Source organism: Silanimonas lenta DSM 16282 (assembly GCF_000429065.1).
Taxonomy (GTDB): domain Bacteria; phylum Pseudomonadota; class Gammaproteobacteria; order Xanthomonadales; family Xanthomonadaceae; genus Silanimonas; species Silanimonas lenta.
Genome location: NZ_AUBD01000010.1, coordinates 16,525 through 36,959, shown reverse-complemented (window position 1 = coordinate 36,959; position 20,435 = coordinate 16,525). Strand labels below are relative to the sequence as shown.

At 73.4% G+C, this 20,435-nt stretch carries 18 protein-coding genes; 13 read left to right on the top strand and 5 right to left on the bottom strand.

Annotated features, from left to right (window positions below; genetic code table 11):
* The first annotated feature begins 532 nt into the window (after positions 1-532).
* The 5 genes from G408_RS13450 to G408_RS0106300 all read left to right on the top strand — a co-directional run bounded on the left by G408_RS13450 (position 533) and on the right by G408_RS0106300 (position 4,297).
* Entirely contained in the window at positions 533-988 is a 456-nt protein-coding gene (locus G408_RS13450; protein WP_037412585.1) for a PepSY domain-containing protein, read from the top strand.
* A gap of 35 nt (positions 989-1,023) precedes the next feature.
* The gene (locus G408_RS0106315) at positions 1,024-1,704 is read left to right on the top strand and encodes a response regulator transcription factor (protein WP_028770419.1); all 681 of its coding nucleotides are present in this window, start codon (positions 1,024-1,026) and stop codon (positions 1,702-1,704) included.
* 6 nt (positions 1,705-1,710) lie between these two features.
* Positions 1,711-3,102, top strand: coding sequence for an ATP-binding protein (locus G408_RS0106310; RefSeq protein ID WP_028770418.1), 1,392 nt, complete (start codon positions 1,711-1,713; stop codon positions 3,100-3,102).
* A gap of 67 nt (positions 3,103-3,169) precedes the next feature.
* Complete coding sequence (locus G408_RS0106305; RefSeq protein WP_028770417.1) at positions 3,170-3,640, top strand: hypothetical protein; 471 nt, start codon at positions 3,170-3,172, stop codon at positions 3,638-3,640.
* 264 nt (positions 3,641-3,904) lie between these two features.
* Positions 3,905-4,297: an NUDIX hydrolase gene (locus G408_RS0106300; RefSeq protein WP_084628114.1), complete on the top strand. Its 393-nt coding sequence runs from the start codon at positions 3,905-3,907 to the stop codon at positions 4,295-4,297.
* Here the strand turns inward: G408_RS0106300 and G408_RS13445 are convergent.
* Both G408_RS13445 and G408_RS15475 read right to left on the bottom strand, forming a co-directional pair.
* On the bottom strand, positions 4,267-5,049 hold the full coding sequence (locus tag G408_RS13445; protein WP_156890073.1) for a M90 family metallopeptidase: 783 nt from the start codon (positions 5,047-5,049) through the stop codon (positions 4,267-4,269). The two genes, G408_RS0106300 and G408_RS13445, sit on opposite strands and share 31 nt — an antisense overlap.
* A 13-nt stretch (positions 5,050-5,062) precedes the next feature.
* Entirely contained in the window at positions 5,063-5,332 is a 270-nt protein-coding gene (locus tag G408_RS15475; protein ID WP_156890072.1) for a hypothetical protein, read from the bottom strand.
* Positions 5,333-5,492: 160 nt separating this feature from the next.
* Between G408_RS15475 and G408_RS0106290 the strand changes: the two genes are divergently transcribed.
* Genes G408_RS0106290 through G408_RS15670 form a run of 5 tightly spaced genes read left to right on the top strand, consistent with a single transcriptional unit; the run spans position 5,493 to position 9,607 of the window.
* Entirely contained in the window at positions 5,493-7,337 is a 1,845-nt protein-coding gene (locus G408_RS0106290; RefSeq protein WP_028770415.1) for a DegV family protein, read from the top strand.
* Positions 7,334-7,963: a glycerol-3-phosphate 1-O-acyltransferase PlsY gene (gene plsY / locus G408_RS0106285; protein ID WP_037412582.1), complete on the top strand. Its 630-nt coding sequence runs from the start codon at positions 7,334-7,336 to the stop codon at positions 7,961-7,963. The genes G408_RS0106290 and plsY overlap by 4 nt, the downstream gene beginning before the upstream one ends.
* Entirely contained in the window at positions 7,956-8,747 is a 792-nt protein-coding gene (locus G408_RS13440; RefSeq protein ID WP_051282681.1) for a biotin--[acetyl-CoA-carboxylase] ligase, read from the top strand. Before plsY ends, G408_RS13440 begins: the two co-directional genes overlap by 8 nt.
* Positions 8,734-9,474, top strand: coding sequence for a type III pantothenate kinase (locus G408_RS0106275; RefSeq protein WP_028770413.1), 741 nt, complete (start codon positions 8,734-8,736; stop codon positions 9,472-9,474). Before G408_RS13440 ends, G408_RS0106275 begins: the two co-directional genes overlap by 14 nt.
* A gap of 10 nt (positions 9,475-9,484) precedes the next feature.
* Positions 9,485-9,607 carry a hypothetical protein gene (locus G408_RS15670; RefSeq protein WP_281168685.1) on the top strand — a complete coding sequence of 41 codons (123 nt, stop codon included), beginning with the start codon at positions 9,485-9,487 and terminating at the stop codon, positions 9,605-9,607.
* Here the strand turns inward: G408_RS15670 and G408_RS0106265 are convergent.
* Positions 9,588-10,073: a Dps family protein gene (locus G408_RS0106265; protein WP_028770412.1), complete on the bottom strand. Its 486-nt coding sequence runs from the start codon at positions 10,071-10,073 to the stop codon at positions 9,588-9,590. The genes G408_RS15670 and G408_RS0106265 overlap by 20 nt on opposite strands.
* A 93-nt stretch (positions 10,074-10,166) precedes the next feature.
* Here G408_RS0106265 and hrpA point away from each other — a divergent pair, with 93 nt between their 5' ends.
* Positions 10,167-14,162 (top strand): ATP-dependent RNA helicase HrpA, encoded by a 3,996-nt coding sequence (gene hrpA / locus G408_RS0106260; RefSeq protein WP_084628097.1) that lies wholly within the window; start codon positions 10,167-10,169, stop codon positions 14,160-14,162.
* Here the strand turns inward: hrpA and G408_RS0106255 are convergent.
* Positions 14,155-14,631: a hypothetical protein gene (locus G408_RS0106255; RefSeq protein WP_028770410.1), complete on the bottom strand. Its 477-nt coding sequence runs from the start codon at positions 14,629-14,631 to the stop codon at positions 14,155-14,157. The genes hrpA and G408_RS0106255 overlap by 8 nt on opposite strands.
* On the opposite strand from G408_RS0106255, the gene G408_RS0106250 reads away from it, so the two are divergent.
* Together G408_RS0106250 and G408_RS0106245 are read left to right on the top strand one after the other, a co-directional pair.
* A complete protein-coding gene (locus tag G408_RS0106250) occupies positions 14,630-16,789 on the top strand; it encodes a RelA/SpoT family protein (protein ID WP_051282680.1) in 2,160 nt (719 codons plus the stop codon). The genes G408_RS0106255 and G408_RS0106250 overlap by 2 nt on opposite strands.
* The gene (locus G408_RS0106245) at positions 16,789-17,691 is read left to right on the top strand and encodes a tetratricopeptide repeat protein (protein WP_028770408.1); all 903 of its coding nucleotides are present in this window, start codon (positions 16,789-16,791) and stop codon (positions 17,689-17,691) included. The genes G408_RS0106250 and G408_RS0106245 overlap by 1 nt, the downstream gene beginning before the upstream one ends.
* Here the strand turns inward: G408_RS0106245 and G408_RS0106240 are convergent.
* Entirely contained in the window at positions 17,675-19,786 is a 2,112-nt protein-coding gene (locus tag G408_RS0106240) for a glycosyltransferase (RefSeq protein ID WP_425423341.1), read from the bottom strand. The two genes, G408_RS0106245 and G408_RS0106240, sit on opposite strands and share 17 nt — an antisense overlap.
* Between the last annotated feature and the right edge of the window lie 649 nt (positions 19,787-20,435).

Below are 20,435 nucleotides of genomic sequence, written 5' to 3'. Positions count from 1 at the left end.
TGCGGCATCTTTCTCTCGCGAGTCTTGCTTCAGCCGTGGAGCGCCTGCCTTCGCGGTGATTGCGCCCCCGTGCCGCTCAAACTCTGCATCCAGCGCCGTATTCGCGGACGCTCGGCGTCGTGCCTCGCTCACGGGGGCGCACTCCCCGCGGGCGCGGCGCTCCGGCATGGCTGAGGCGAGCCGCGACGCCGCGGGTGGCGTTTCGCGGCAAGCGAGCCCAAGGATGGCGAGCGCCCGAGTCGGGGCAGGGTGAGGCGCAGGCGCTCTGCGGGCACTGCCCGCAGCCTGCGACGAACGCCCGCTGCGCTGCAGCGGGCCGGGTCGCCCCGACCGAGGGAAGAGCGAAATGCCGCACGCGGCAGGCAGGCTCGCCTGCTGAAATCGCCGGCCGCACCGCACCTCGCGGGAACCGTCCGTGCCGCTGAATGGCAGCGCTACGCCCCCGGCCCGGGTTAAGAGGGAATTCACCCCCGCGGAACCAGACTTCGTCCATCGCTGGCCAGCCCCGCGCCACGCCCGCTATCCTCCGCCCATGCCGATGCTCCGCCCCCTCGCCTTCGCCGCCGCCGTCGCCTGCCTCGCGGGCGAGGGCTTCGCGCAGCAGCGCGACCCGGGGCCCCGCCCGGAGCGCCGCGAGCGCTCGGAACTGCCGGAATCGGTGCTGCGCGCCGAGCGCCAGACCGGGGGCGAGGTGCTGCGCGCCGAATCGATGCAGCGCGATGGCCGCGAGGTCTACCGGCTCAAGGTGCTCACCCCGGATGGCCGCGTGCGCATCATGCGCGACGACCCCCATGAGCGCCGCCGCGAAGCCTGGCGCGAGTCGCGCGGCGAGGCCGGTCGCGCGGCCTTCGACGACATTCGCTCGCAGCGTGAGGAACGCTTCCGCGAGCCTCGCAGCCTGCGGCCGGAGCCGGCCCCGGTGAGCCACCCGGCCGAGCTCGCGGTGCCGGAAACCCTGCCGCCCGCCGAACGCGGCGACCGTTACTGAGGCCGGCCGCGGGCCGGCATCGAGAAGGAGACTCCATGCGCATCCTGCTGGTCGAAGATGAAGCCCCCCTGCGGGAGACCCTGGCCGCCCGCCTGAAGCGCGAGGGCTTCGCGGTCGATGCCGCCGCCGACGGCGAGGAAGGCCTCTACAACGGCCGCGAAGTGCCCTTCGACATCGCCATCGTCGATCTTGGCCTGCCGCGCATGTCGGGCATGGATCTCGTGCGTGCCCTGCGCGCCGAGGGCAAGAAGTTCCCGATCCTGATCCTCACCGCCCGCTCCTCCTGGCAGGACAAGGTGGAGGGGCTGAAGTCCGGGGCCGACGACTACCTCGTCAAGCCCTTCCACGTCGAGGAGCTGCTGGCGCGCATCAATGCCCTGCTGCGTCGCGCCGCCGGCTGGAGCAAGCCCTCGCTGGAGTGCGGCCCGGTGAAGCTCGATCTCTCGGCGCAGACCGTCTCGGTGGCCGACACCCCGGTCGATCTGACGAGCTACGAGTACAAGGTGCTCGAATACCTGATGCTGCATGCCGGCGAGCTGGTCTCCAAGGCCGACCTCACCGAGCACATCTACCAGCAGGATTTCGACCGCGATTCCAATGTGCTCGAGGTGTTCATCGGCCGCCTGCGCAAGAAGCTCGACCCCGAGGGCACCCTGAAGCCCATCGAGACCGTGCGCGGCCGCGGCTACCGCTTCGCCATCCCGCGCAACGAGTAAGCCGCCATGGGCGTGGTGCGCCGCCGCCTCTCGCTGCAGGCGCGCCAGATGCTGGCTGCGGGCCTGGCGCTCGTGGCCTTCTTGGGCCTCACCGGCTACGCCCTCGACCGCGCCTTCGCCGAGGCGGCGCTCACCAGCCAGCGCGAGCGCCTGGAGAACTTCGCCAAGGCCTACCTCAATGGCGCCGAGGTGCTGCGCTCCGGCGCCATCGTGATGCCGCAGGTGCCGCCCGATCCGCGCTTCGACCGCCCGGGCAGTGGCCTGTATGCCGGCATGGTGGGCGAGGGCCTGCGCTGGGAATCGGCCTCCTCGCTCGGGCGCATCCTGCCGCCGCCGGTGCCGGGCAGCCCGGGAGTGGGCCGCTTCGAGGGGCCGCTGCCGGCCACCGAGGCCAGTGGCCGCGGGCTTGCGGTGTACCGCTATTCGCTCACTACCATCTGGGAGACCGGGCGCGGCGACATCGAGCTCACGCTGGCGCTCTACGAGGATGCGGCCTATGTGGGCAAGCAGGTGGCGGTGTACCGCCGCACGCTCTGGGGCTGGCTGGGCGCCGCCGCGGTGGTGCTGGCCCTGGTGCAGGCGCTGGCCCTGCGCTGGAGCCTGCGTCCGCTGCTCGGCGTCGAGAAGGCGCTGGCCGACGTGCAGCAGGGCAGCGTGGCGCGTCTCACCGACGAGCATCCGCGCGAGCTGCAGCCGCTCACCGACAGCATCAACGCCCTGATCGATTCCGAACGCCGCAACCTCGAGCAGGTACGGCGCACCCTGGGCGATCTTGCGCATTCGCTCAAGACGCCGCTCGCCGTGCTGCAGAGCCTGCTCGACGCCGGCGCCTCGCCCGCCGAGCTGCGTGCCGAGGTCCGTACCCAGGTGCAGCGCATGAACGACATCGTCGGCTACCAGCTCTCGCGCGCGGCGCGCTCCGGGCATGTGCTGTTCGCCGCGCCGCTGAAGATCGAGGGACCGGCCGAGGAGATCGTGCAGGGCCTGGAGAAGATCTATGCCGCCAAGGGCGTGCTCTGCGAGTTCGAGATCGATCCCGCGGCGCGCTTCCACGGCGAACTCGGCGACCTGCAGGAACTGCTCGGCAACCTGCTCGAGAATGCCTTCAAGTGGGCGAAGTCGCGGGTGGTGCTGCAGGTCTCGGTGCTGCCGGCGCCCGCCGGCAAGCGTAGCGGCCTGGTGCTGGCAGTGGACGACGACGGTCCGGGCATCCCCGAGGACCAGGTCGAGCGGGTGCTGCAGCGCGGGGTGCGCGGCGACGAACGGGTGCAGGGCCATGGCATCGGTCTGTCGATCGTGCTCGACATCGTCGCTGCCTACCAGGGCGCGCTCTCGGTGGAACGCTCGCCGGAGCTGGGCGGAGCACGTTTCGTGGCGCGCTTCCCGCCGCAGGTCTAGCTGGACGCGGGCAGGGCGGCGGTGTAGCGTCCGGCCGTCTCTTCCCCCCGGATCGAGGACGCTCCCGATGGCCCACCCCGTCATCCCGCGTGGCGCGGCGCTCGCCGCCTTCCTGTCCTGCACTGCCTGCGCTGCCGGAGACGAGGGCGAGATCGGCGGGCGCATCGAATTCCCTGGCGAAGGAGTGCCGGCGATGACCCTGGTGCTGCTCGAGCGCAACGATCCGGTCCCGCGGCGCGTGCCCATCGCGGCCGGGCAGGAGCGCTACTCGCTTCGCGTCGCCCCCGGCACCTACACGGTGTTCGCCATCCCCGAGGAGCGGCCCGACCCGCTGCTGGTGGGGGCGCACACCAGCTACTCCGTATGCAATGCCCGGCAGCGCGTCGGCGGGGAGGCCGATGGGACCTGCCGCACCGGCCCGCCGCGGGAGGTGGAGGTGACGGCCGGGGCGCGCATCGAGGATGCCGACATCGACGACTGGTATCTCGAGGAGTCGGTGGCCTCGGCCCTGCTGGCGCTGGCCGGGAGCGGGGAATGAACCAGAAGGCCGTGCTCTCGCAGTGGCGCCGGATGACATCGGGGGCATGAGGCGCTCCGGGTGAGCGGCCACCTGTTGCTGCTGGTGCTTGCGGTGCCCGCGGGCATCGTCGCGCTGTTCGCCGTCGTGTTCCTGAAGGGGGCGGTCGAGCGGCGGCGGGGGGCGCACGGCCATGACTTCGGCCCTGCCGGGTTCTCGCGCATCCTGCGCCTCCTGGTGACGGGCCGTGCCGGGAGCGCGGCGCGGCGCCCGCCGATCCTCACCGTGGCCGCGGTGCTGGTGGATGGCCGGGGCCACACGCTGCTGGTGCGCAAGCGCGGCTCGGGGGTGTTCATCCAGCCCGGCGGCAAGCGCGAGCCGGGCGAGGCGCCCGAGGCCACGCTGGCGCGGGAACTGGCCGAGGAACTGGGCGTGGCCATGGTGCCGGGTTCGGCGCGCCTGCTCGGCGAATTCGAAGCCGAGGCGGTGAACGAGCCAGGGCGGCGGGTGCGGGCGCTGGCCTTCCAGTGCGCCTTCGAGGGCGAGCCCCGCGCCCAGGCCGAGATCGAGGAAGTGCGCTGGTTGCCGCTCGAAGGCCCGCCCGGCGTGCCGGTGGCGCCGCTCAGCGCCCGGCACATCCTGCCGGCCTACCGGCGGGCCATCGGCGAGGGGCCGTAGAAGCGCTCGAGGTGCGCCGCCACGGCGGGGAAGGCCTCGCGCAGCAGGTCTGGCGCGGTGAAGTGGTACTCGCTGCAGACCGCGAAGAATTCCTCGGGAGCTTCGGCGGCGTAGGGATCGATCGGGGTCTCGGCCTCGGGGTCGGCATCGAGCAGGGCGTTCAGGGCCTCGAAGGCGGCACCGAAATCGCGGGCCCACTCGCGCTGCCAGGCGCGCGGCAGCAGCGGGGTGCCGTCCATCACCCCGTCCACGCCGTCGAGCTTGTGCGCCATCTCGTGCACCACCAGCTGGTAGCCCGGCTCGGGTTCGGCGATCTCGGCGGCGAGGTCGGCCCAGCTCAGCACCAGGGGGCCGCGCTCCCAGCTCTCGCCCTCGCGGTCCTCGCTTCCTTCGTGCACCACCTCGAGGGCGTCGAACTCCCAGGGCGTGCCGTGGCGGCCGTGCTCCACCCGGAAGGCGCCCGGGTGGACGATGACCTGCGACCAGCCGCGCAGGGCGGCGGTGCCGGCCTCCAGCAGCGGCAGGCAGGCATGGGCGGCGAGCGCGAGGCGGTCGGCCCCGTCGAGTTCCAGGCCCTGCACCGGGGTGATGGCCTTGCCATCGAGGAAGCGCGCGGTGAGCCTGCGGAGCCGTTCCGACCGTGCCGGCTCGAGGCCGGCGATCAGCGGGGCACGGCGGACGAGGGCCTGCCAGGCGGCGGGATCGACGGGCGGCGGATCGCCGCCCCAGAAGCGCCACCAGGGCCGGGCCATGCCACCGCGGGCTTTAGCGGAACATGCCCGGCAGCAGGCGGTTCCAGCGCGGCAGGAGGGGGCGGCTGGGGGCCGGATGGCTGGCCGAGGCGGGGCGGGCGGCGGGGGCGTCGGCGCGGCGACCGGCAACGTCGCTGCTGCCGGTGGCGCCGGCGTCCTTGCTGGCCGGGGACTCGCAGGCGCTGGCCTCCGCCGCGGCCGGGCTGGCCTCGTCCTGCACCGATGCGGTCCCGGCGCTGGGCAGGGCGAGCACGAACATCAGCAGCAGGCTGGAGCGCAGCATGGGACCCCCTCGGGCAGTGGCAGGCAAAAAGATGCCGGCCGCGGGAAAACCGTCGCAGCATCATACGCCTCCCGTGAAGGCGGTGCAGGCGGCCGGCTTGCCGCGGCCCATGCTGTCCCGCAGCATGCCCGGCCATGGGCCTTTCCGACAGACTCCGGGCATGACCCTGATCGCCACGCCCCAAGGCGGCCTTCTCGCCGCCGGTTCCGCGCCCGGCCCGATCCGCGCGGCCGCCCTCCGCCAGGCCCTGATCGCCGGTGCCCGGCGGGTGATCGCCCGCCGCGACCAGCTCAACCACATCAATGTGTTCCCGGTGCCCGATGGCGATACCGGGAACAATCTCGCGCTCACCCTGGGCACGGTGCTGAGCGGCGCCCTGCAGCGGCCGGCGGCCGGGGTGGGCACCCTGCTGCGGCGGGTGGGAGATGAGGCCGTCGACGGGGCCCGCGGCAATTCCGGGGCCATCCTCGCCCAGTACTTCTGTGGCCTTGCCGATGCCGTGGGGCAGCGGGCCAGCCTGGATGTGCACGGCCTCGCCGAGGCCGCGCGGGCGGCGGCGCGCTCGGCGCGCGCGGCCATGGCCGAGCCGCGCGAGGGCACCATGCTCAGCGTGATCCATGCCTTCGGCGAGGCGCTGGCGCAGGCCGCCCGCGGCGGCGAGGCGCGCGAACCGCGGCAGTGGTTCGAGGCGGCGCTGGCGCAGGTGCGGGAAGCCCTGCGCCGCACCCCGGAGCAGCTGCCGGTGCTGCGCAAGGCCGGGGTGGTGGATGCCGGCGCGCAGGGCTTCGTCGACCTGCTCGAGGGCATCAACGACTTCCTCGCCCGGCGCACGCCGCCCGAGGAGGCTGCTTCCGATGCGCTGGCGGCGGTGGATCTGCATGCGAACGACCCCGAGGCGGTGGATCCGGCGCACCGCTGGTGTACCGAGTGCCTGCTCTCGGGCGCGGGCCTCGACCGCACCGGCCTGCAGGCGGCGCTGGCCGACCTCGGGGCCGACTGCGTGGTGGTGGCGGGCGGGCCGCACCGGGTGAAGGTGCATGCCCACGTGGCCGAGCCGGCGCGCCTGTTCGCCCGGCTCGCCGCCTTCGGCCGGGTGGACGGCGCCAAGGCCGACGACATGCTGGCCCAGGCCCGCACCACGCAGGGCGCGGCGCGGGTGGTGGTGGCCACCGACAGCTCGGCGGATCTCCCCGAGGGCATGGCCGATGCCCTCGACATCCACGTCATCCCGCTGCGCCTGAACTTCGGCGAGCAGGACTACCTCGACCGCGTGGGACTGGCGCCTTCCGAGTTCTACCGGCGCCTGCGCGAGGACCATTTGCTGCCGCGCACCAGCCAGCCGCCGGTGGGGGATTTCCGCCGCTGCTTCGAGTTCCTGCTCTCGCACCATGCCGACGTGGTCTACGTGGGGCTCTCGCGCGCCGTCTCCGGCACCCTGCAGGCCGCGGAATCGGCCGCGCAGCGCGGGATTCCCGAACGCACCCACGTCTTCGACACCGCCAATGCTGCGGCCGGGCAGGCCCTGCTGGCGATGGCGGCGGCGGAGACGGCCGCCCGCGGGGCCAGCGCCGCCGAGGTGCTGGCCCGGCTCGAGGCCTTAAAGCCGCAGACCCTCACCTTCGCCCTGGCCCGCGATGTCCGTCATGCGGTGCGCGGCGGCCGGGTGCCGACCTGGGCCGGCACGGTGGCCCGGCTGCTGCGCGCCACGCCGCTCGCCCGGGTGCTGCCCTCGGGCCGGCTCAAGCCCTGCGCCGCGCTGTTCGGCACGCAGCGCCTGCCGGAACGCTTCGCCCGCTACGTGGCGAAGCGGCTGCCGCCCGGACGGCGCTGGCGCCTGATCGTGGGCCATGGCGATGCCCGCGCCGAGGGCGACGCCCTGCTGTCCGCCCTGCAGGCGCGGCTGGACGTGGCGCAGGCCTGGCTGGTCGAGACCGGCGCGGCGGTGGGGGCGCACGCCGGCCCCGGCGCGCTGGTGGTGGCCGTGCAGCCGGTGGAGGCGGCATGAGCCTCGACCCCCTGCTGCTCTCGGCGCTGGCCGCCGCCTACCTGCTGGGTTCGATCTCCGGCAGCCTCGTGATCGGCCGCTTCCGGGGCGTCGACATCCGCACCCAGGGCAGCGGCAATGCCGGCGGCACCAATGCCTTCCGCACCCAGGGCTGGGCCTTCGCCCTCGGCACCGTGCTGGTGGACATCGGCAAGGGCGTGGCGGCCGTGGCCCTGGTGCGCCTTGTCGGCGGTGGCGAAATGGCGCAGATGGCGGCGGTGCTGCTGGCGGCGCTGGGCCATGTCTGGCCGCTGTTCCATGGCTTCCGCGGCGGCAAGGGCGCGGCCACCCTGGTGGGCGGACTGGCCTTGCTCTGGCCCACCGCCCTGCTGCCTCTCTTCGCGGTCTGGCTGGGGGTGCTGGTGGCCAGTGGCTATGTCGGCCTTGCCACCGTGCTCGCCGGTCTTGCCCTGCCGCTCTGGGCCCTGTGGGAGGGCCGGGCGCCGGGCTGGCCCGGCTTCGCCCTTCTCGTGGCCGGTCTGCTCGTTTTCACCCATCGCGGCAACCTGCAGCGCCTGCGGGCCGGCACCGAGCACCGCTTCGAGCGGGTGCGCCTGTTCGCGCGGCGGCCGCCTGCCGATGTCTGAGAGCGCGCTTCTGCTTTCGGAGGCGGCGCGGGCGGAACTGGCCGCTTTCGCCCACCGTGCCGAGGTCGGTTCGACCCAGGACTGGGCAGCCGCCGAGGCCCTGCCCGCGCGTGGCTGCGCGGTCTACCTCGCCGACCGCCAGACCGCCGGCCGCGGCCGCCGGGGGCGCGCCTGGCATACCGAGCCGGGCGGGGCGCTGGCCTTCACCGTGGCGCGGCGCTTCGCCCTGCCGCCGCGCGCCCTGCCGCCACTGGCCCTGGTGGCGGGCCTGGCCGTGGCCGAGGGCCTGCATGCGCTGGGGGCCACGGCGGTGCGGCTGAAATGGCCGAACGATCTGTTGCTGGAAGGCGCCAAGCTCGGCGGCCTCTTGGTGGAAGGCCGCGAGGGCGGGGCGCTGGTGGGGGTTGGCCTCAATCTGCGTCTCGGCGATGCCGACGGATCGGCAGGGGAGGGGGCGGCGGCCGGCGCGGCGCCCGAGGCCCTGCCGCGCACCGATCTCGCCGCGGCCGGGGTGCCGGCTGCGGTGCCGGCGGTGCTGGCCGCCGTGCTGGAGGCCCTGCTGCCGGCCCTGGCCCGCTTCGAGCGCGAGGGCTTCGCCCCTTTCCATGCGCAGTGGCCGCGTTTCGATGCCCTGGCCGGCCGCCGCGTGCGCCTGCTGGCCGGCGAGGCCGTGCTGGAGGGCGAGGTGCTGGGCCTCGCCGCCGACGGCGGCCTGCGGGTGCGGCATGCCGAGGGCGAGCGCGTGCACCATGCCGGTGAGGTGAGCCTGCGTGTGGCTGCTTGATCTCGGCAACACCCGGCTGAAGCTGGCCTGGGCCGAGGCGGCGGGTCTCGGGCCGGTGAGCGCGCTCGCCCATGGCGAGCCGGACTTCGAGGCCCGGCTGGCGCGGCTGCTCGCCTCCCGCCCGGCGACGCCGGCCTGCATCGCCAGCGTGGCTCCGGCGGGGGTGCGGCTGCGGGTGGAGGCGGTGCTGCAAAGCCTCGGCATCGTTCCACGGCGGGCCGAGACCCGGGCCGAATGCGCCGGGGTGCGCATCGCCTATGCCGATCCGGCGCGGCTCGGCGTCGATCGCTTTCTCGGCTTGCTTGCCGCCCGCCGCCGGGGCGGCGACTGGCTGGTGGCCAGCTTCGGCAGCGCCCTCACCCTCGACCTGCTCGATGCCCGCGGCCGCCATCGCGGCGGCCTCATCGGCATTGCCGAGCAGCACCAGCGCGCGGCCCTGGTCGAGCGCTTCCCGGCCCTGCAGCGGGGCTTTGGCGAGTCTTCCGTGGCCTGGGCCACCGATACCGCCGACGCGGTAGCGGCCGGCGCGCGGCGGCAGGCACTGGGCTTCGTGATGGCGGCCTGGGACGATGCCTGCGCCGAACTCGGGCACCCGCCGCGCCTGCTGCTGGGCGGTGGCGATGCCCTCCGGCACGCTGACGCCCTGCGCCGGCGCCTGGGCGCCGAGGTCGCGTTGAGCGAGGGCCTGGTGCTGGAAGGGCTGGCGGTGTTTGCCGGGCTGGCGTAGCGTCTCCGCCGTGGCCGGCTTCGTGGAAAGCGGCCGCTACGCCAGCCTGCGCGACCGCTACCTCAGCCGTGCCGCGCAGGGCGGCCTGCCCCTGCGCCTCGACTGCCCGCCGCTCACTCCAGCAGGGCCCTGAGCATCCATGCCGTCTTCTCGTGGGCCTTGAGCCGCACGGTGAGCAGATCGCAGGTGGGCTGGTCGTTCGCCGCCTCCGCCACCCTGAACACCCTGCGCGCGGTGCGGGCGCAGGTGTCGTGGCCCTCGACCAGCTGCCCGACCATGCCGCGCCAGTCGGGCACGCCGCTCTCTTCCTTCACGCTCGCGAGCTTCGCGAACTGCGCTCCGGAGCCGGGGGCGAAGTGGTCGAGGGCGCGGATGCGCTCCGCGATCTCGTCCAGCGCCATCCACAGCTCGTTGTACTGCGTCATGAACATGGCGTGCAGGCTGTTGAACATCGGCCCGGTCACGTTCCAGTGGAAGGCATGGGTCTTGAGATAGAGCGTGTAGGAGTCGGCGAGCAGGGCCGAGAGGCCCTCGGCGAGCTTCTTGCGGTCCTTGGCGGCGATGCCGTTGTCGACCCTGGGGCTGGCGGGCTTGGTCATGGCGGAGTCTCCCTGTGGGGTTTCCCTGCAGGGTAGCGCCCCCCATCGCCCCGGGGCCACCTCACCCCTGCCAGCCGCTACACTGCGCGGCCCATGCGCGAGCCTGCCGAGCACCCCGCCGCGCCCGCGCCCCGCGCCGCGCGCCCCGATCCGCTGGACCGCGTCCTTGCCAAGGACCGTGGCGCCCTGCTGCGCCTGCAGAAGCGGCTGGCGGAGGCCCGGGGCGAGACGAGGACGGCGGCCCGGCAGGCCCTGGAGCAGGCCCTCGAGCGCTCGCGCGCGGCCTACGAGGCGCGGCGCGCGCGCCTGCCCGAGCCGCGCATCGATACCGAGCTGCCGATCGGCCGTGAGGCCGAGGCGATCGTCGGGCTGATCCGAAAGCACCAGGTCGTGGTGATCGCCGGCGAGACCGGCTCGGGCAAGACCACCCAGCTGCCGAAGCTCTGCCTCGCCGCCGGGCGCGGCGCAGCGGGCCTGATCGGCTGCACCCAGCCGCGCCGGATCGCCGCGCGCGCCGTGGCGAAGCGCGTGGCCGAGGAGCTGCAGGTGCCGCTCGGCAGGGAAGTGGGCTGGCAGGTGCGCTTCACCGAGCAGGTGGGCGAGGACACGCTGATCAAGTTCATGACCGACGGCATCCTGCTGGCCGAGATCCAGAAGGACCGCTGGCTGTCGGCCTACGACACGATCATCGTCGACGAGGCGCACGAACGCTCGCTCAACATCGATTTCCTGCTGGGCTACCTGAAGGGCCTGCTGAGGAAGCGCCGCGATCTCAAGCTGATCGTCACTTCGGCCACCATCGATACCGAGCGCTTCGCAAAGCATTTCGATGGTGCGCCGGTGATCAGCGTCGAGGGCCGCAGCTACCCCGTGGAGGTGCGCTACCGGCCGCTGGAGGAGACGACGGCCGACGTCGCCGCCAAGCCGGATGCCGAAAGATCGCTGTACGAGGGCCTGCTGGCGGCCTGCGACGAGATCACCCGCGAGGTCGACTCCGCAGGAGTCGGTCGCGGCGATGTGCTGGTGTTCCTGCCGGGTGAGCGCGAGATCCGCGAGGTGCATCACCTGCTGGAGCGGCGGAAGTACCGCGAGACCGAGGTGCTACCGCTCTACGCCAGACTCTCGGCGAAGGACCAGGACCGCGTGTTCAACCCAGGTCCGAAGCGGCGCATCGTGCTGGCCACCAACGTGGCGGAGACCTCGCTCACCGTGCCGCGCATCCGCTACGTGGTCGACCCGGGCACGGCGCGGGTGAAGCGCTACAGCCCGCGCATGAAGCTCGACCGCCTGCACATCGAGGACATCGCCCAGGCCAGCGCCGACCAGCGCAAGGGCCGCTGCGGCCGCGTGTCCTCCGGCATCTGCTACCGGCTCTACAGCGAGGAGGACTTCAAGCGCCGGCCGCGCTACACCGATCCCGAGCTTCTGCGCTCCTCGCTGGCCGGCGTGATCCTGCGCATGCTCTCGCTGGGCCTCGGCCGGGTGGAGGACTTCCCCTTCATCGATGCGCCGGATCCGCGCGCCGTGGCGGATGGCTGGCAGCAGCTCACCGAGCTCGGTGCCGTCGACAGGCAGCGCCAGCTCACCCCGGTGGGCCGGCAGATGGCGGCCTTCGCCGTCGACGTGAAGCTGGCCCGGATGCTGATCGCCGCGAAAGAGCGCGGGGCCCTGCGCGAGATGCTGGTGATCGCCAGTTTCCTCGGCGTGCAGGACCCGCGCGAACGCCCGGCCGAGGCGCGCGAGGCCGCCGACCGGGCCCATGCGGCCTTTGCCGACGAGCGTTCGGAATTCGTCGGCATCCTGAAGCTCTGGGAGGCCTATCGCGCCGCGCACGAAGCGCTCTCGCAGTCCAGGCTGCGCGACTGGTGCGGGCAACGCTTCCTCAGCTTCCTCAGGATGCGCGAGTGGCGCGAGCTGCATCGCCAGCTGCTGCTCAACTGCGAGGCCCTGGGCTGGGCGCAGAACGAGGCGCCGGCCGACTATGCCGATCTGCACAGGGCCCTGCTCAGTGGCCTTGCACTGCAGGTGGGGCACCGCTCCGAAAAGGGCCTGTACGAGGCCCCACGCAGCCGCAAGTTCGGTCTGTTCCCGGCCTCGCCCCTGGCACAGAAGCCGCCGCCCTGGGTGCTGTGCGCCACCCTGCTCGACACCGCGAAGGTCTGGGGCATCACCGCGGCGAAGATCGAGCCGGAATGGGTGATCGATGCCGTGCCGCACCTGCTCTCGCGCCGGCACTTCGACCCGCACTGGTCGCGGCGGCAGGGGCGGGTGCAGGGCGCGGAGCAGATCGGCCTGTTCGGCCTCGTGCTGCTGCCCCGGAAGCCGGTGCACTACGGTGCCCTGTACCCCGATGAGGCACGCGAGATCTTCGTGCGCCAGGCGCTGGTGACGGGCGAGATCGATACCCGCATCCCGCTGGTGAAGCGCAACCTCGCCACGCTGGCGCGGGCGCAGGAAGAGGAAGCCAAGCAGCGCCGCGCCGGACTCGTCGTCGACGAGGACTGGCAGGCGCGCTGGTACCTCGACCGCCTTCCTCCCGAGGTGCACAACACGGCGGCGCTGGAGGCCTGGTACGGCAGGCTCGATCCGGCATCGAAGAAGGCACTGGAGTGGTCGCTCGCCGAGCTGATGTCGGTGGAAGGCAGTGGCGCGGAGCGCTTCCCCAGCGTCCTGCCGCTCGGCGATGCGCGGCTCGCGCTGCACTACCGCTTCGAGCCGGGGCATGCCGAGGACGGGGTGACGCTGGACGTGCCCCTGCATCTGCTGCCGGCCCTCGATGCCGCGCGGCTCACCTGGCTGGTGCCGGGCCTGGTCGAGGAAAAGGCCGCCGCACTGATCCGGGGGCTTCCAAAGGCGCTGCGGCGCCATTTCGTGCCGGCGCCGGACTTCGCCCGCGCCTTCGCCCTCGCCTATCCCGACGGCGATGCGGACAGCCTCATGGGCGCCCTCGCCCGTTTCCTTGCGAGGGCGACGGGCATCGAGATCTCGCCGCTCGACTTCGACGAGGCTGCGCTCGAGCCGCATCTGCGCATGAACCTGCGCGTCGGCGAAGCAGAAGCGCTGGAAGGCCTGCCCGCCGGCGCCCAGGCCCGTGATGCGCGCGCGTCGCGCTTCCGGGTGCTGGGCCAGTCGCGCTCGCTCGACGAGCTGAAAGCGCGGTTCGGCGTCGAAGCCGAGAGGGCTTTCGCCGCGCGGGCAGGCGAGCGCCTGGTCCGCGAGGGCCTGCGCGAGTTTCCTGCCGAGCCAATCCCGCCCGAAATCCCCGGGGCCGGCGGCCTGCCGGCCTTTCCTGCGCTGGTGCCCGAGGGCGAGGGCGTGGCCCTGCGCGTCCTCGCCGACCGCGAGGCCGCCGCCGTCGCGCACGCCGGTGGCGTGCTGCGCCTCGCCGAGATCGCGCTCGCCGATACGGTGAAGCAGGCCCGCCGGCAGCTGCCGCTGAATCCGAAGACGGCCATGGTCTACACCGCCGTGGCCACGGCCGAGCAGCTGCGCGCCGATCTCGTCGAAAAGGCGCTGGCCGCCCTGCTGGAGGAGGGGCAGGGCGGCATGGCGCTGGCTGCGATCCGCGACCGCGAGGCTTTTCAGAGGGCCATTGGCACGGTGCGGCAGAAACTGTTCGGCGAGGCGATGGCGCGGCTGAAGATCGCCGAGGCCGCGCTCGGCCAGTACGCCGAGATCCGCCCGAAGCTGGAGGCGCCGGTGATGGGCTGGGCGAAGGCGAACCTCGACGATCTTCGCGCCCAGCTGGCCGGTCTCGTGCATCCCGGCTTCGTGAGGGAGACGCCGCCCGAGGCCTTCACCGAGCTGCCGCGTTACCTGAAGGCGCTGGCCCTGCGCGCCGAGCGCGCCCTGCGCGACCCTGCGCGCGACCAGCAGCGGATGCTGGAGCTCAAGCCTTTCGTCGAGGCGCTGGACGAGGCGCGGCGCCGCGGGCTCGCGGGCCGGCCTGGCTGGCAGGCCCTGCGCTGGGACCTCGAGGAGCTGCGCGTCTCGCTGTTTGCCCAGGAACTGGGCACGAAGCGGCCGGTTTCCGCCAAGCGCCTCGCAAAGCAGCTCGAGGCGCTGCGGGCAGGGGGAGGCCTTACTTGACGCGCTCGACCCGCGCCGAGCTGTTGTAGCCCTGGAACTTCATGATCCAGCCACCGATGAGCCCGGGGCGGATCTCGACCACCGGATTCACCAGGCGGACGCCCCCGAAACTGCCACTGGTGTCGGTGACCCGCCACACTTGACCATTCTCGAGTTCGATGAGGGTGCCCAGGGTCCAGCCAGTGCTCTCGCCCACCAGTCGCGAGACGATCGGGGCGTTGTTGCGCGCCGAGCTGCGACGGAAGCCGCGCAGGTCCTCTCCAGCGGCCGCTACGGCCACCGCCCCCGACCCATGCCGCTGCAGCCAGGCGTTCAGCGCGGCCAGTTCCTCCTCGCTCAGCTTGTCGAGGCCGGCGCGCTTGAAGTCGGCTGCGCTCATGCGCTCCTCCAGGGTGGAGGCCTGCTGGGCGCCGGCGGCGAAGGGCAGCAGGGCAACGGCCAGGGCGAGGGCAAGAACGGGTGGCCGCATGGCGGAATCCTCGGTATCGGTTGTGGCGGGAAAGGCCCCAAGTCTACCCTCGGCCGTCGTGAAAGCCGCAGTCTCCCGTGCCATCGATCCTGGGCAGGCCCTCGCCGAGTGGCCGGCGCTGGCCGCGCGCGTCGCCCTCGCGGATGCGCCGGCGCTGGCCGCGCGCCGGGCCCTGGAGGTGCTGGCGGCCCTTTCCCCCGATCGCGAGATGCAGTGGGCAACGGCCCTTGCGGCCCTGGGCGAGGCCGCACCGCCGCTCGATTCAGCCCCGGCGACGGGGCGCCTGCCGGCGATGCTGGAGGGCATCCGCGCCGCCGAGCAGGTCTGGGCCCTGCATGCCCGGCCGGAAGGGCGGGCCAATGCCGAGGGGCTGCGCCGCCTGCTGCTCGCCATCGTCCGCGACCTGCGGGTGGTGCCGGTGCTGCTCGCCCTGCAGCTCGCCCGGCTGCGCGCCGCCGCCGCCCTGCCCGATGCCGAACGCCTGGCGCTCGCCCGGCTGGCCGCCGATCTGCTGGCCCCGCTCGCCAACCGCCTCGGCATCTGGCAGCTGAAGTGGGAGATCGAGGATCTCGCCTTCCGCCACCTGCAGCCCGAGACCTACCAGCGCATCGCCCGCCTGCTCGACGAGAAGCGGGTGGCGCGCGAGCAGTACATCGAGGAGGTGAAGCGGCAGCTGCGCGAGGCCCTGGCCGCCGCCGGCATCGAGGCCGAGGTGGCGGGCCGGCCGAAGCACATCTACAGCATCTGGAAGAAGATGCAGCGCAAGGACGTGCCCTTCGGCGAGCTCTACGACATCCGCGCGGTGCGGGTGCTGGTGGCCGACGTGGCGGACTGCTATGCCGCCCTCGGCGTGGTGCACCAGGTCTGGACGCCGATCGCCCGGGAATTCGACGACTACATCGCCCGCCCCAAGGGCAATGGCTACCGCAGCCTGCATACCGCGGTGATCGGCCCCGAGGGGCGCACGGTGGAGGTGCAGATCCGCACCCGCGACATGCACGAGCAGGCCGAGCTCGGCGTGGCCGCGCACTGGCGCTACAAGGAGGGCGGCGGTGCCGATGCCAGCTTCGAGCGCAAGATCGCCTGGATGCGCCAGCTGCTCGAGGCCAGCGAGGGCGACGAGCAGGCCCTACAGGCCGGCCTGCGCACCGATCTCGTGGAGGACCGGGTCTATGTGCTCACGCCGCAGGGTAAGGTGATCGACCTGCCGCGCGGGGCCACGGTGCTCGACTTCGCCTATGCCGTGCATACCGAGGTGGGCCACCGCTGCCGCGGCGCCAAGGTGAACGGCCGCATCGTCACCCTCGACCACGCCCCGGCCACCGGCGACGTGGTGGAGATCCTCACCGGGAAAGAGGCCGCGCCGCGCCGCGACTGGCTGCTGCCGGCCAACGGCTATCTCGTCACCGGGCGGGCGCGCGACAAGGTGCGCGCCTGGTTCCACAAGCTCGACCGGGCGCAGAACCTCGCCGAGGGCCGCGAACTGCTGGACAAGGAGCTGCGCCGCCTCGGCCTCATCGGCGCCGATCTCGCGCCGGTGCTGCCGAAGCTGCGCGTGGCCACGGTGGACGACCTGATGGTGGCGCTCTCGCTGGGCGACATCGGCCCGGCCCAGGTGAGCCGTGCCCTGCACGAGGCGCAGCAGCCCAAGGAGCCGAACCCGCTGCCGCCGGTTCCGGCCGCGGCCGCGCGCGACCGGGTGGGGGCGCGGCACGACAGTTTCGTGGTGGAGGGCGTGGGCAACCTGCTCACCCAGCTCGCGCGCTGCTGCCAGCCGGTGCCGGGCGATGCCATCGCCGGCTACCTGACACGCGGCCGCGGCATCAGCGTGCACCGCGCCGACTGCGCCGCGCTCGCCCGGCTGCTGGCCCGCGATCCGGACCGGGCGATGCCGGTGGCCTGGGGCCGTGCCGGTGGCACCTATGCCGTCGATGTCGCCATCCAGGGCTTCGACCGCAAGTCCCTGCTCAAGGACATCACCACCCTGATCGCCCAGGAGGGCGTGCACATCCATGCCATCGCCTCGCGTGCCGACGATGGCCGCGGCCTCGTCGACCTCCGGCTGACGCTCAAGGTCTCGGATTTCGGCCAGCTCTCGCGCCTGCTGGCGCGGCTCGCCGGCGTGCCCGGCGTGCGCGACGCGCGGCGGGTGGGCTGATGCACCGGCGTCTCGTCCTGCTGGCCCTGCTCGGCGGGCTGCTGGCGGCGATCCTGCTGCTGCGCGGGCCGCTGGGCCGCTGGCTGTACCCGGATGCCGCGCTCGACGGCCTTCTGGCGGCGGCCGATGCGGCGATGGCCGAAGGCGATGTGCTGCGGGCCGCGACCCTGCTGCAGGCGGCCGCGGCGCGTAGCCCCGACCATCCGCGCCTGCCCGTGGAGCGGGCCGAGGCCGTGGGCATCGCGCTGGCTCGGGTGGACACGCTGCTCGGCGGGCCGCCGCCGGGCCCGCCGCTGGCGGCGGCAGCCCGGGCCGAGATCGAAGCCCTGCTGGCCGCGGCCGCGGCGCTCGGCGCGCCGGGCGATGCCCTCGAGCCGCGGCGCCGGCATCTCGCCGAGCGCGCCGAGCCCTCGATCGAGGTGCTGCTGCAGCGGGCTCTCGCGGCGGAGCAGACGGACCCCGAGGCGGCGCTGGCCGACTATCTCCGGGTGCTTGCGCGTGAACCGGGGAACACCCTCGCACGGCATGGCCGGCAGCAGGTGCTTTCGGCCTGGCTGGGCCTGGCGGTGGCGGAGATCGAGCGCGGCGAGTGGGAATCGGCCCGCCTGCGGCTGCGACGGGTACGCGCGCTCGATCCGGGGCATGTGGACCTGCCGGCGGTCGAGGCCCGGCTCGCCGGACGCCATGGCAGCGCCGCGGAGCCGCTCCCGGATCCGGCCCTGCAGGCCGGACGCTCGCGCGAGGCCCTGCGCTGGCTTGGCCTGGCGGAAGAAGCCCTGGGCCGCGGCGCCCTCGACACCGCCCGGCGCGCCCTCGACCAGGCCGCCCTGCTGGCGCCGGAGGCGCCGGAGCGCGAGGCGCTCGAGCAGCGCTATCGCCTCGCCCTCAGCGCAGCTCGCTGAAGATCGCCCGCAGGGTCTGGCGCGCCCGCTCGGGCGAGAACTCGCGTTCGGTATTGGCAAGCCCTCCGGCCACCAGCCGCTCCCACAGCGGCTCGTCCTCGTAGGCGGCGAGCAGGGTGGCGGCGAAGGACTCGGCATCGTCGGCCACCAGCACGTCCACGCCATGGGAGAGGCCCATGCCCTCCACCGCGCAGGACGTGGCCACCACCGGCAGGCCATGGGCCAGGGCCTGGTTCACCTTGCCCTTCACCCCGGCGCCGTAGCGCAGCGGGGCCACCGAGAAGCGGTGGGCATCGAGCAGCGGCACGAGATCGGGCACGTGGCCGTGCACGCGGATGCCGTCGCGCTCGCCGAGCGCCAGCACTTCGGGCGGGGCCTCGCTGCCGACCAGGCTGAGGTGGATGTCCGGCCGTACGGCGCGCAGCCGCGGCAGGATCTCGCAGGCCAGCCACAGCGCCGCATCGACGTTCGGCGGATGCCGGTAGCCACCGACGAAGAGCAGGCCGGAGCGCGCCGCCATGCCGGGGCCGCGGCCGCGCACGCGGTGGATGTTCGACACCACGTCCACCCGGGCCTGCGGCAGCTCCTTGGCCAGCAGGGCCTGCTCCACCGGGCTCACCACCCAGGTGCGGTCCACGCTCCGCATCAGCGCCAGCTCGGCCTCGCGGGTGCGCTCGGCATGGCGTTTGAGCACAGGGTCGCGGCGTTCCTCGGCCTCGCGCAGCTCGCGCAGGTGGTGCAGATCCACGGTGTCGAAGACGATCCGTGCCTGTGGCGCATGGCGTCGCAGCAGCGGCAGCAGCGGCGAGAGCACGTAGTGCCGGCTGACGATGATGAGCTGGAAGCGGGCGCCGTGCTTCGCCAGCCAGTCCGGCACCGAGCCGAGCCAGGGCTGGGTCCAGGCCTCCACCCCGAGCCCGCGCAGGGCCTGGGTGTAAGGGCCGTCGTCGAGGCCGTTCTCCGGGAAGAAGCTGACCGCGCAGCCCTCCTCCACCAGCAGGCGCAGCAGCTCGAACAGCCGCACCGAGCCGGAGTCGCGGTCGGGCATGGGCGTGGTGGCGTCGATCACCAGCACCCGGGCCCGGGCCCGGTGCTGGGCGGCATAGTGCGGCGCCTGGGTGGGCGAGGGGTGGCGGCGCTGCAGCACCTCGCGCCAGCGCTCGAGGAAGCGCTGCTGGTTGCGCACCTGGTAGGCCTTCACCCCGCTCGCGGTATCGGTGCCGGCGGTCACGCCCTCGTGGTGCACCACCACCGCGGCGGGCTGCACCCGCACCTTCAGCCCGGCCTCGCGCACCTTCATGGCGAGGTCGGTGTCCTCGTAGTAGGCCGGGGCGTAGCGCTCGTCGAAGCCGCCCAGGCCCTCGAACAGGGCGCGCGGCAGGGCGATGGCCGCGCCCGAGCAGTAATCGGCCTCGCGGACGAAGGTGTAGGCCGGGTGCTGCGGATCCTCGAAGCGGCCGTAGTTCCAGCCCGAGCCATCAGAGAACACGATGCCGCCGGACTCCTGCAGCCGGCCGTCCGGATAGACCAGCAGGGCGCCGGCAAGCCCGGTGTCGGGGTGCTGCTCGAAGGTGGCGAGCAGGGCCGTGAGCCAGCCCGGCCGCACCGTGGTGTCGTTGTTGAGGAAGACGAGGTAGTCGCCACGCGCCAGCGCCGCGCCGGCATTGCAGCTGCCGACGAAGCCGAGGTTCTCGCGGTTGCGGTGGTAGCGCAGGCCGGGGATGCGCGGCAGCACCTCGCCGCTGGCATCGGGCGAGGCGTCATCGACGACGATCACCTCGGCCTCGTCCCCGAGGCCGGCCGCGATCAGGCTGCGCAGGCAGGCCAGGGTGAAATCGAGCTTGCCGTGTACCGGGATGACGATGCTGGCGCGCAGGGGGCCTGCCGCATGCGGGAAGCACAGCGGGGCCTCGGCCACGGGAGCGGCGTCTTCCGGCGCGGCGGCCGGGCCGCCGAGGAAGCGCCGCCTGGCCGCCGCCAGGGTGGCGGCCAGGCCGCGCTGGCGCAGGCTGCGCAGGCCGCGCCGGCCGAGGTCGAGGCCATGCAGCAGGTGGTAGCGCAGCACCAGGAGGGCATCGGCCAGTCGCCGCCGCAGCTGCCGGGGCCAGCGCACCCAGGGGTGGGCGACGATGGCCTGCAGGCGCGCCAGTTCGGCCTGGGCGGCGTCGCGCTGGGCGAGGGCCACGTCGCGCTGGCGGATCAGGTCGGCGGTGTCGCGCTCGTAGAAGGCATAGGCGCGGTCGCGTTCCTCGGCCAGCTGCCGGGCCTCGGTCCTTGCCCGCTCGGCTTCGGCCTGCGCAAGCCCGGCCTCGGCCCTGAGGCCACTGATCTGCTGCTCGAACGCCTGACGCGCATGTTCGGTCTCCTGTTCGATGGCAAGGACACGGCGGCGGGTTTCTTCGAGCGCTGCGTCGAGCCGTCCGGCCTGCTCGCGCGCCTGGGTCAGGTCCTGCATCAGGGTCTGGGTCTGGGTGACGGCGATGTCGCGTTGGCGGATCAGGTCGGCGGTGTCGCGCTCGTAGAAGGCATAGGCGCGGTCGCGTTCCTCGGCCAGCTGCCGGGCCTCGGTCCTTGCCCGCTCGGCTTCGGCCTGAGCAAGCCCGGCCTCGGCCCTGAGGCCACTGATCTGCTGCTCGAACGCCTGACGCGCATGTTCGGTCTCCTGTTCGATGGCAAGGACACGGCGGCGGGTTTCTTCGAGCGCTGCGTCGAGCCGTCCGGCCTGCTCGCGCGCCTGGGTCAGG

Coding starts and splice junctions, on each gene's coding strand:
- G408_RS13450 (WP_037412585.1), top strand. CDS start 533: ATGCCGATGCTCCGCCCCCTCGCCTTCGCCGCCGCCGTCGCCTGCCTC.
- G408_RS0106315 (WP_028770419.1), top strand. CDS start 1,024: ATGCGCATCCTGCTGGTCGAAGATGAAGCCCCCCTGCGGGAGACCCTG.
- G408_RS0106310 (WP_028770418.1), top strand. CDS start 1,711: ATGGGCGTGGTGCGCCGCCGCCTCTCGCTGCAGGCGCGCCAGATGCTG.
- G408_RS0106305 (WP_028770417.1), top strand. CDS start 3,170: ATGGCCCACCCCGTCATCCCGCGTGGCGCGGCGCTCGCCGCCTTCCTG.
- G408_RS13445 (WP_156890073.1), bottom strand. CDS start 5,049: ATGGCCCGGCCCTGGTGGCGCTTCTGGGGCGGCGATCCGCCGCCCGTC.
- G408_RS15475 (WP_156890072.1), bottom strand. CDS start 5,332: ATGCTGCGCTCCAGCCTGCTGCTGATGTTCGTGCTCGCCCTGCCCAGC.
- G408_RS0106290 (WP_028770415.1), top strand. CDS start 5,493: ATGACCCTGATCGCCACGCCCCAAGGCGGCCTTCTCGCCGCCGGTTCC.
- plsY (WP_037412582.1), top strand. CDS start 7,334: ATGAGCCTCGACCCCCTGCTGCTCTCGGCGCTGGCCGCCGCCTACCTG.
- G408_RS13440 (WP_051282681.1), top strand. CDS start 7,956: ATGTCTGAGAGCGCGCTTCTGCTTTCGGAGGCGGCGCGGGCGGAACTG.
- G408_RS0106265 (WP_028770412.1), bottom strand. CDS start 10,073: ATGACCAAGCCCGCCAGCCCCAGGGTCGACAACGGCATCGCCGCCAAG.
- hrpA (WP_084628097.1), top strand. CDS start 10,167: ATGCGCGAGCCTGCCGAGCACCCCGCCGCGCCCGCGCCCCGCGCCGCG.
- G408_RS0106250 (WP_051282680.1), top strand. CDS start 14,630: ATGGCGGAATCCTCGGTATCGGTTGTGGCGGGAAAGGCCCCAAGTCTA.
- G408_RS0106255 (WP_028770410.1), bottom strand. CDS start 14,631: ATGCGGCCACCCGTTCTTGCCCTCGCCCTGGCCGTTGCCCTGCTGCCC.
- G408_RS0106245 (WP_028770408.1), top strand. CDS start 16,789: ATGCACCGGCGTCTCGTCCTGCTGGCCCTGCTCGGCGGGCTGCTGGCG.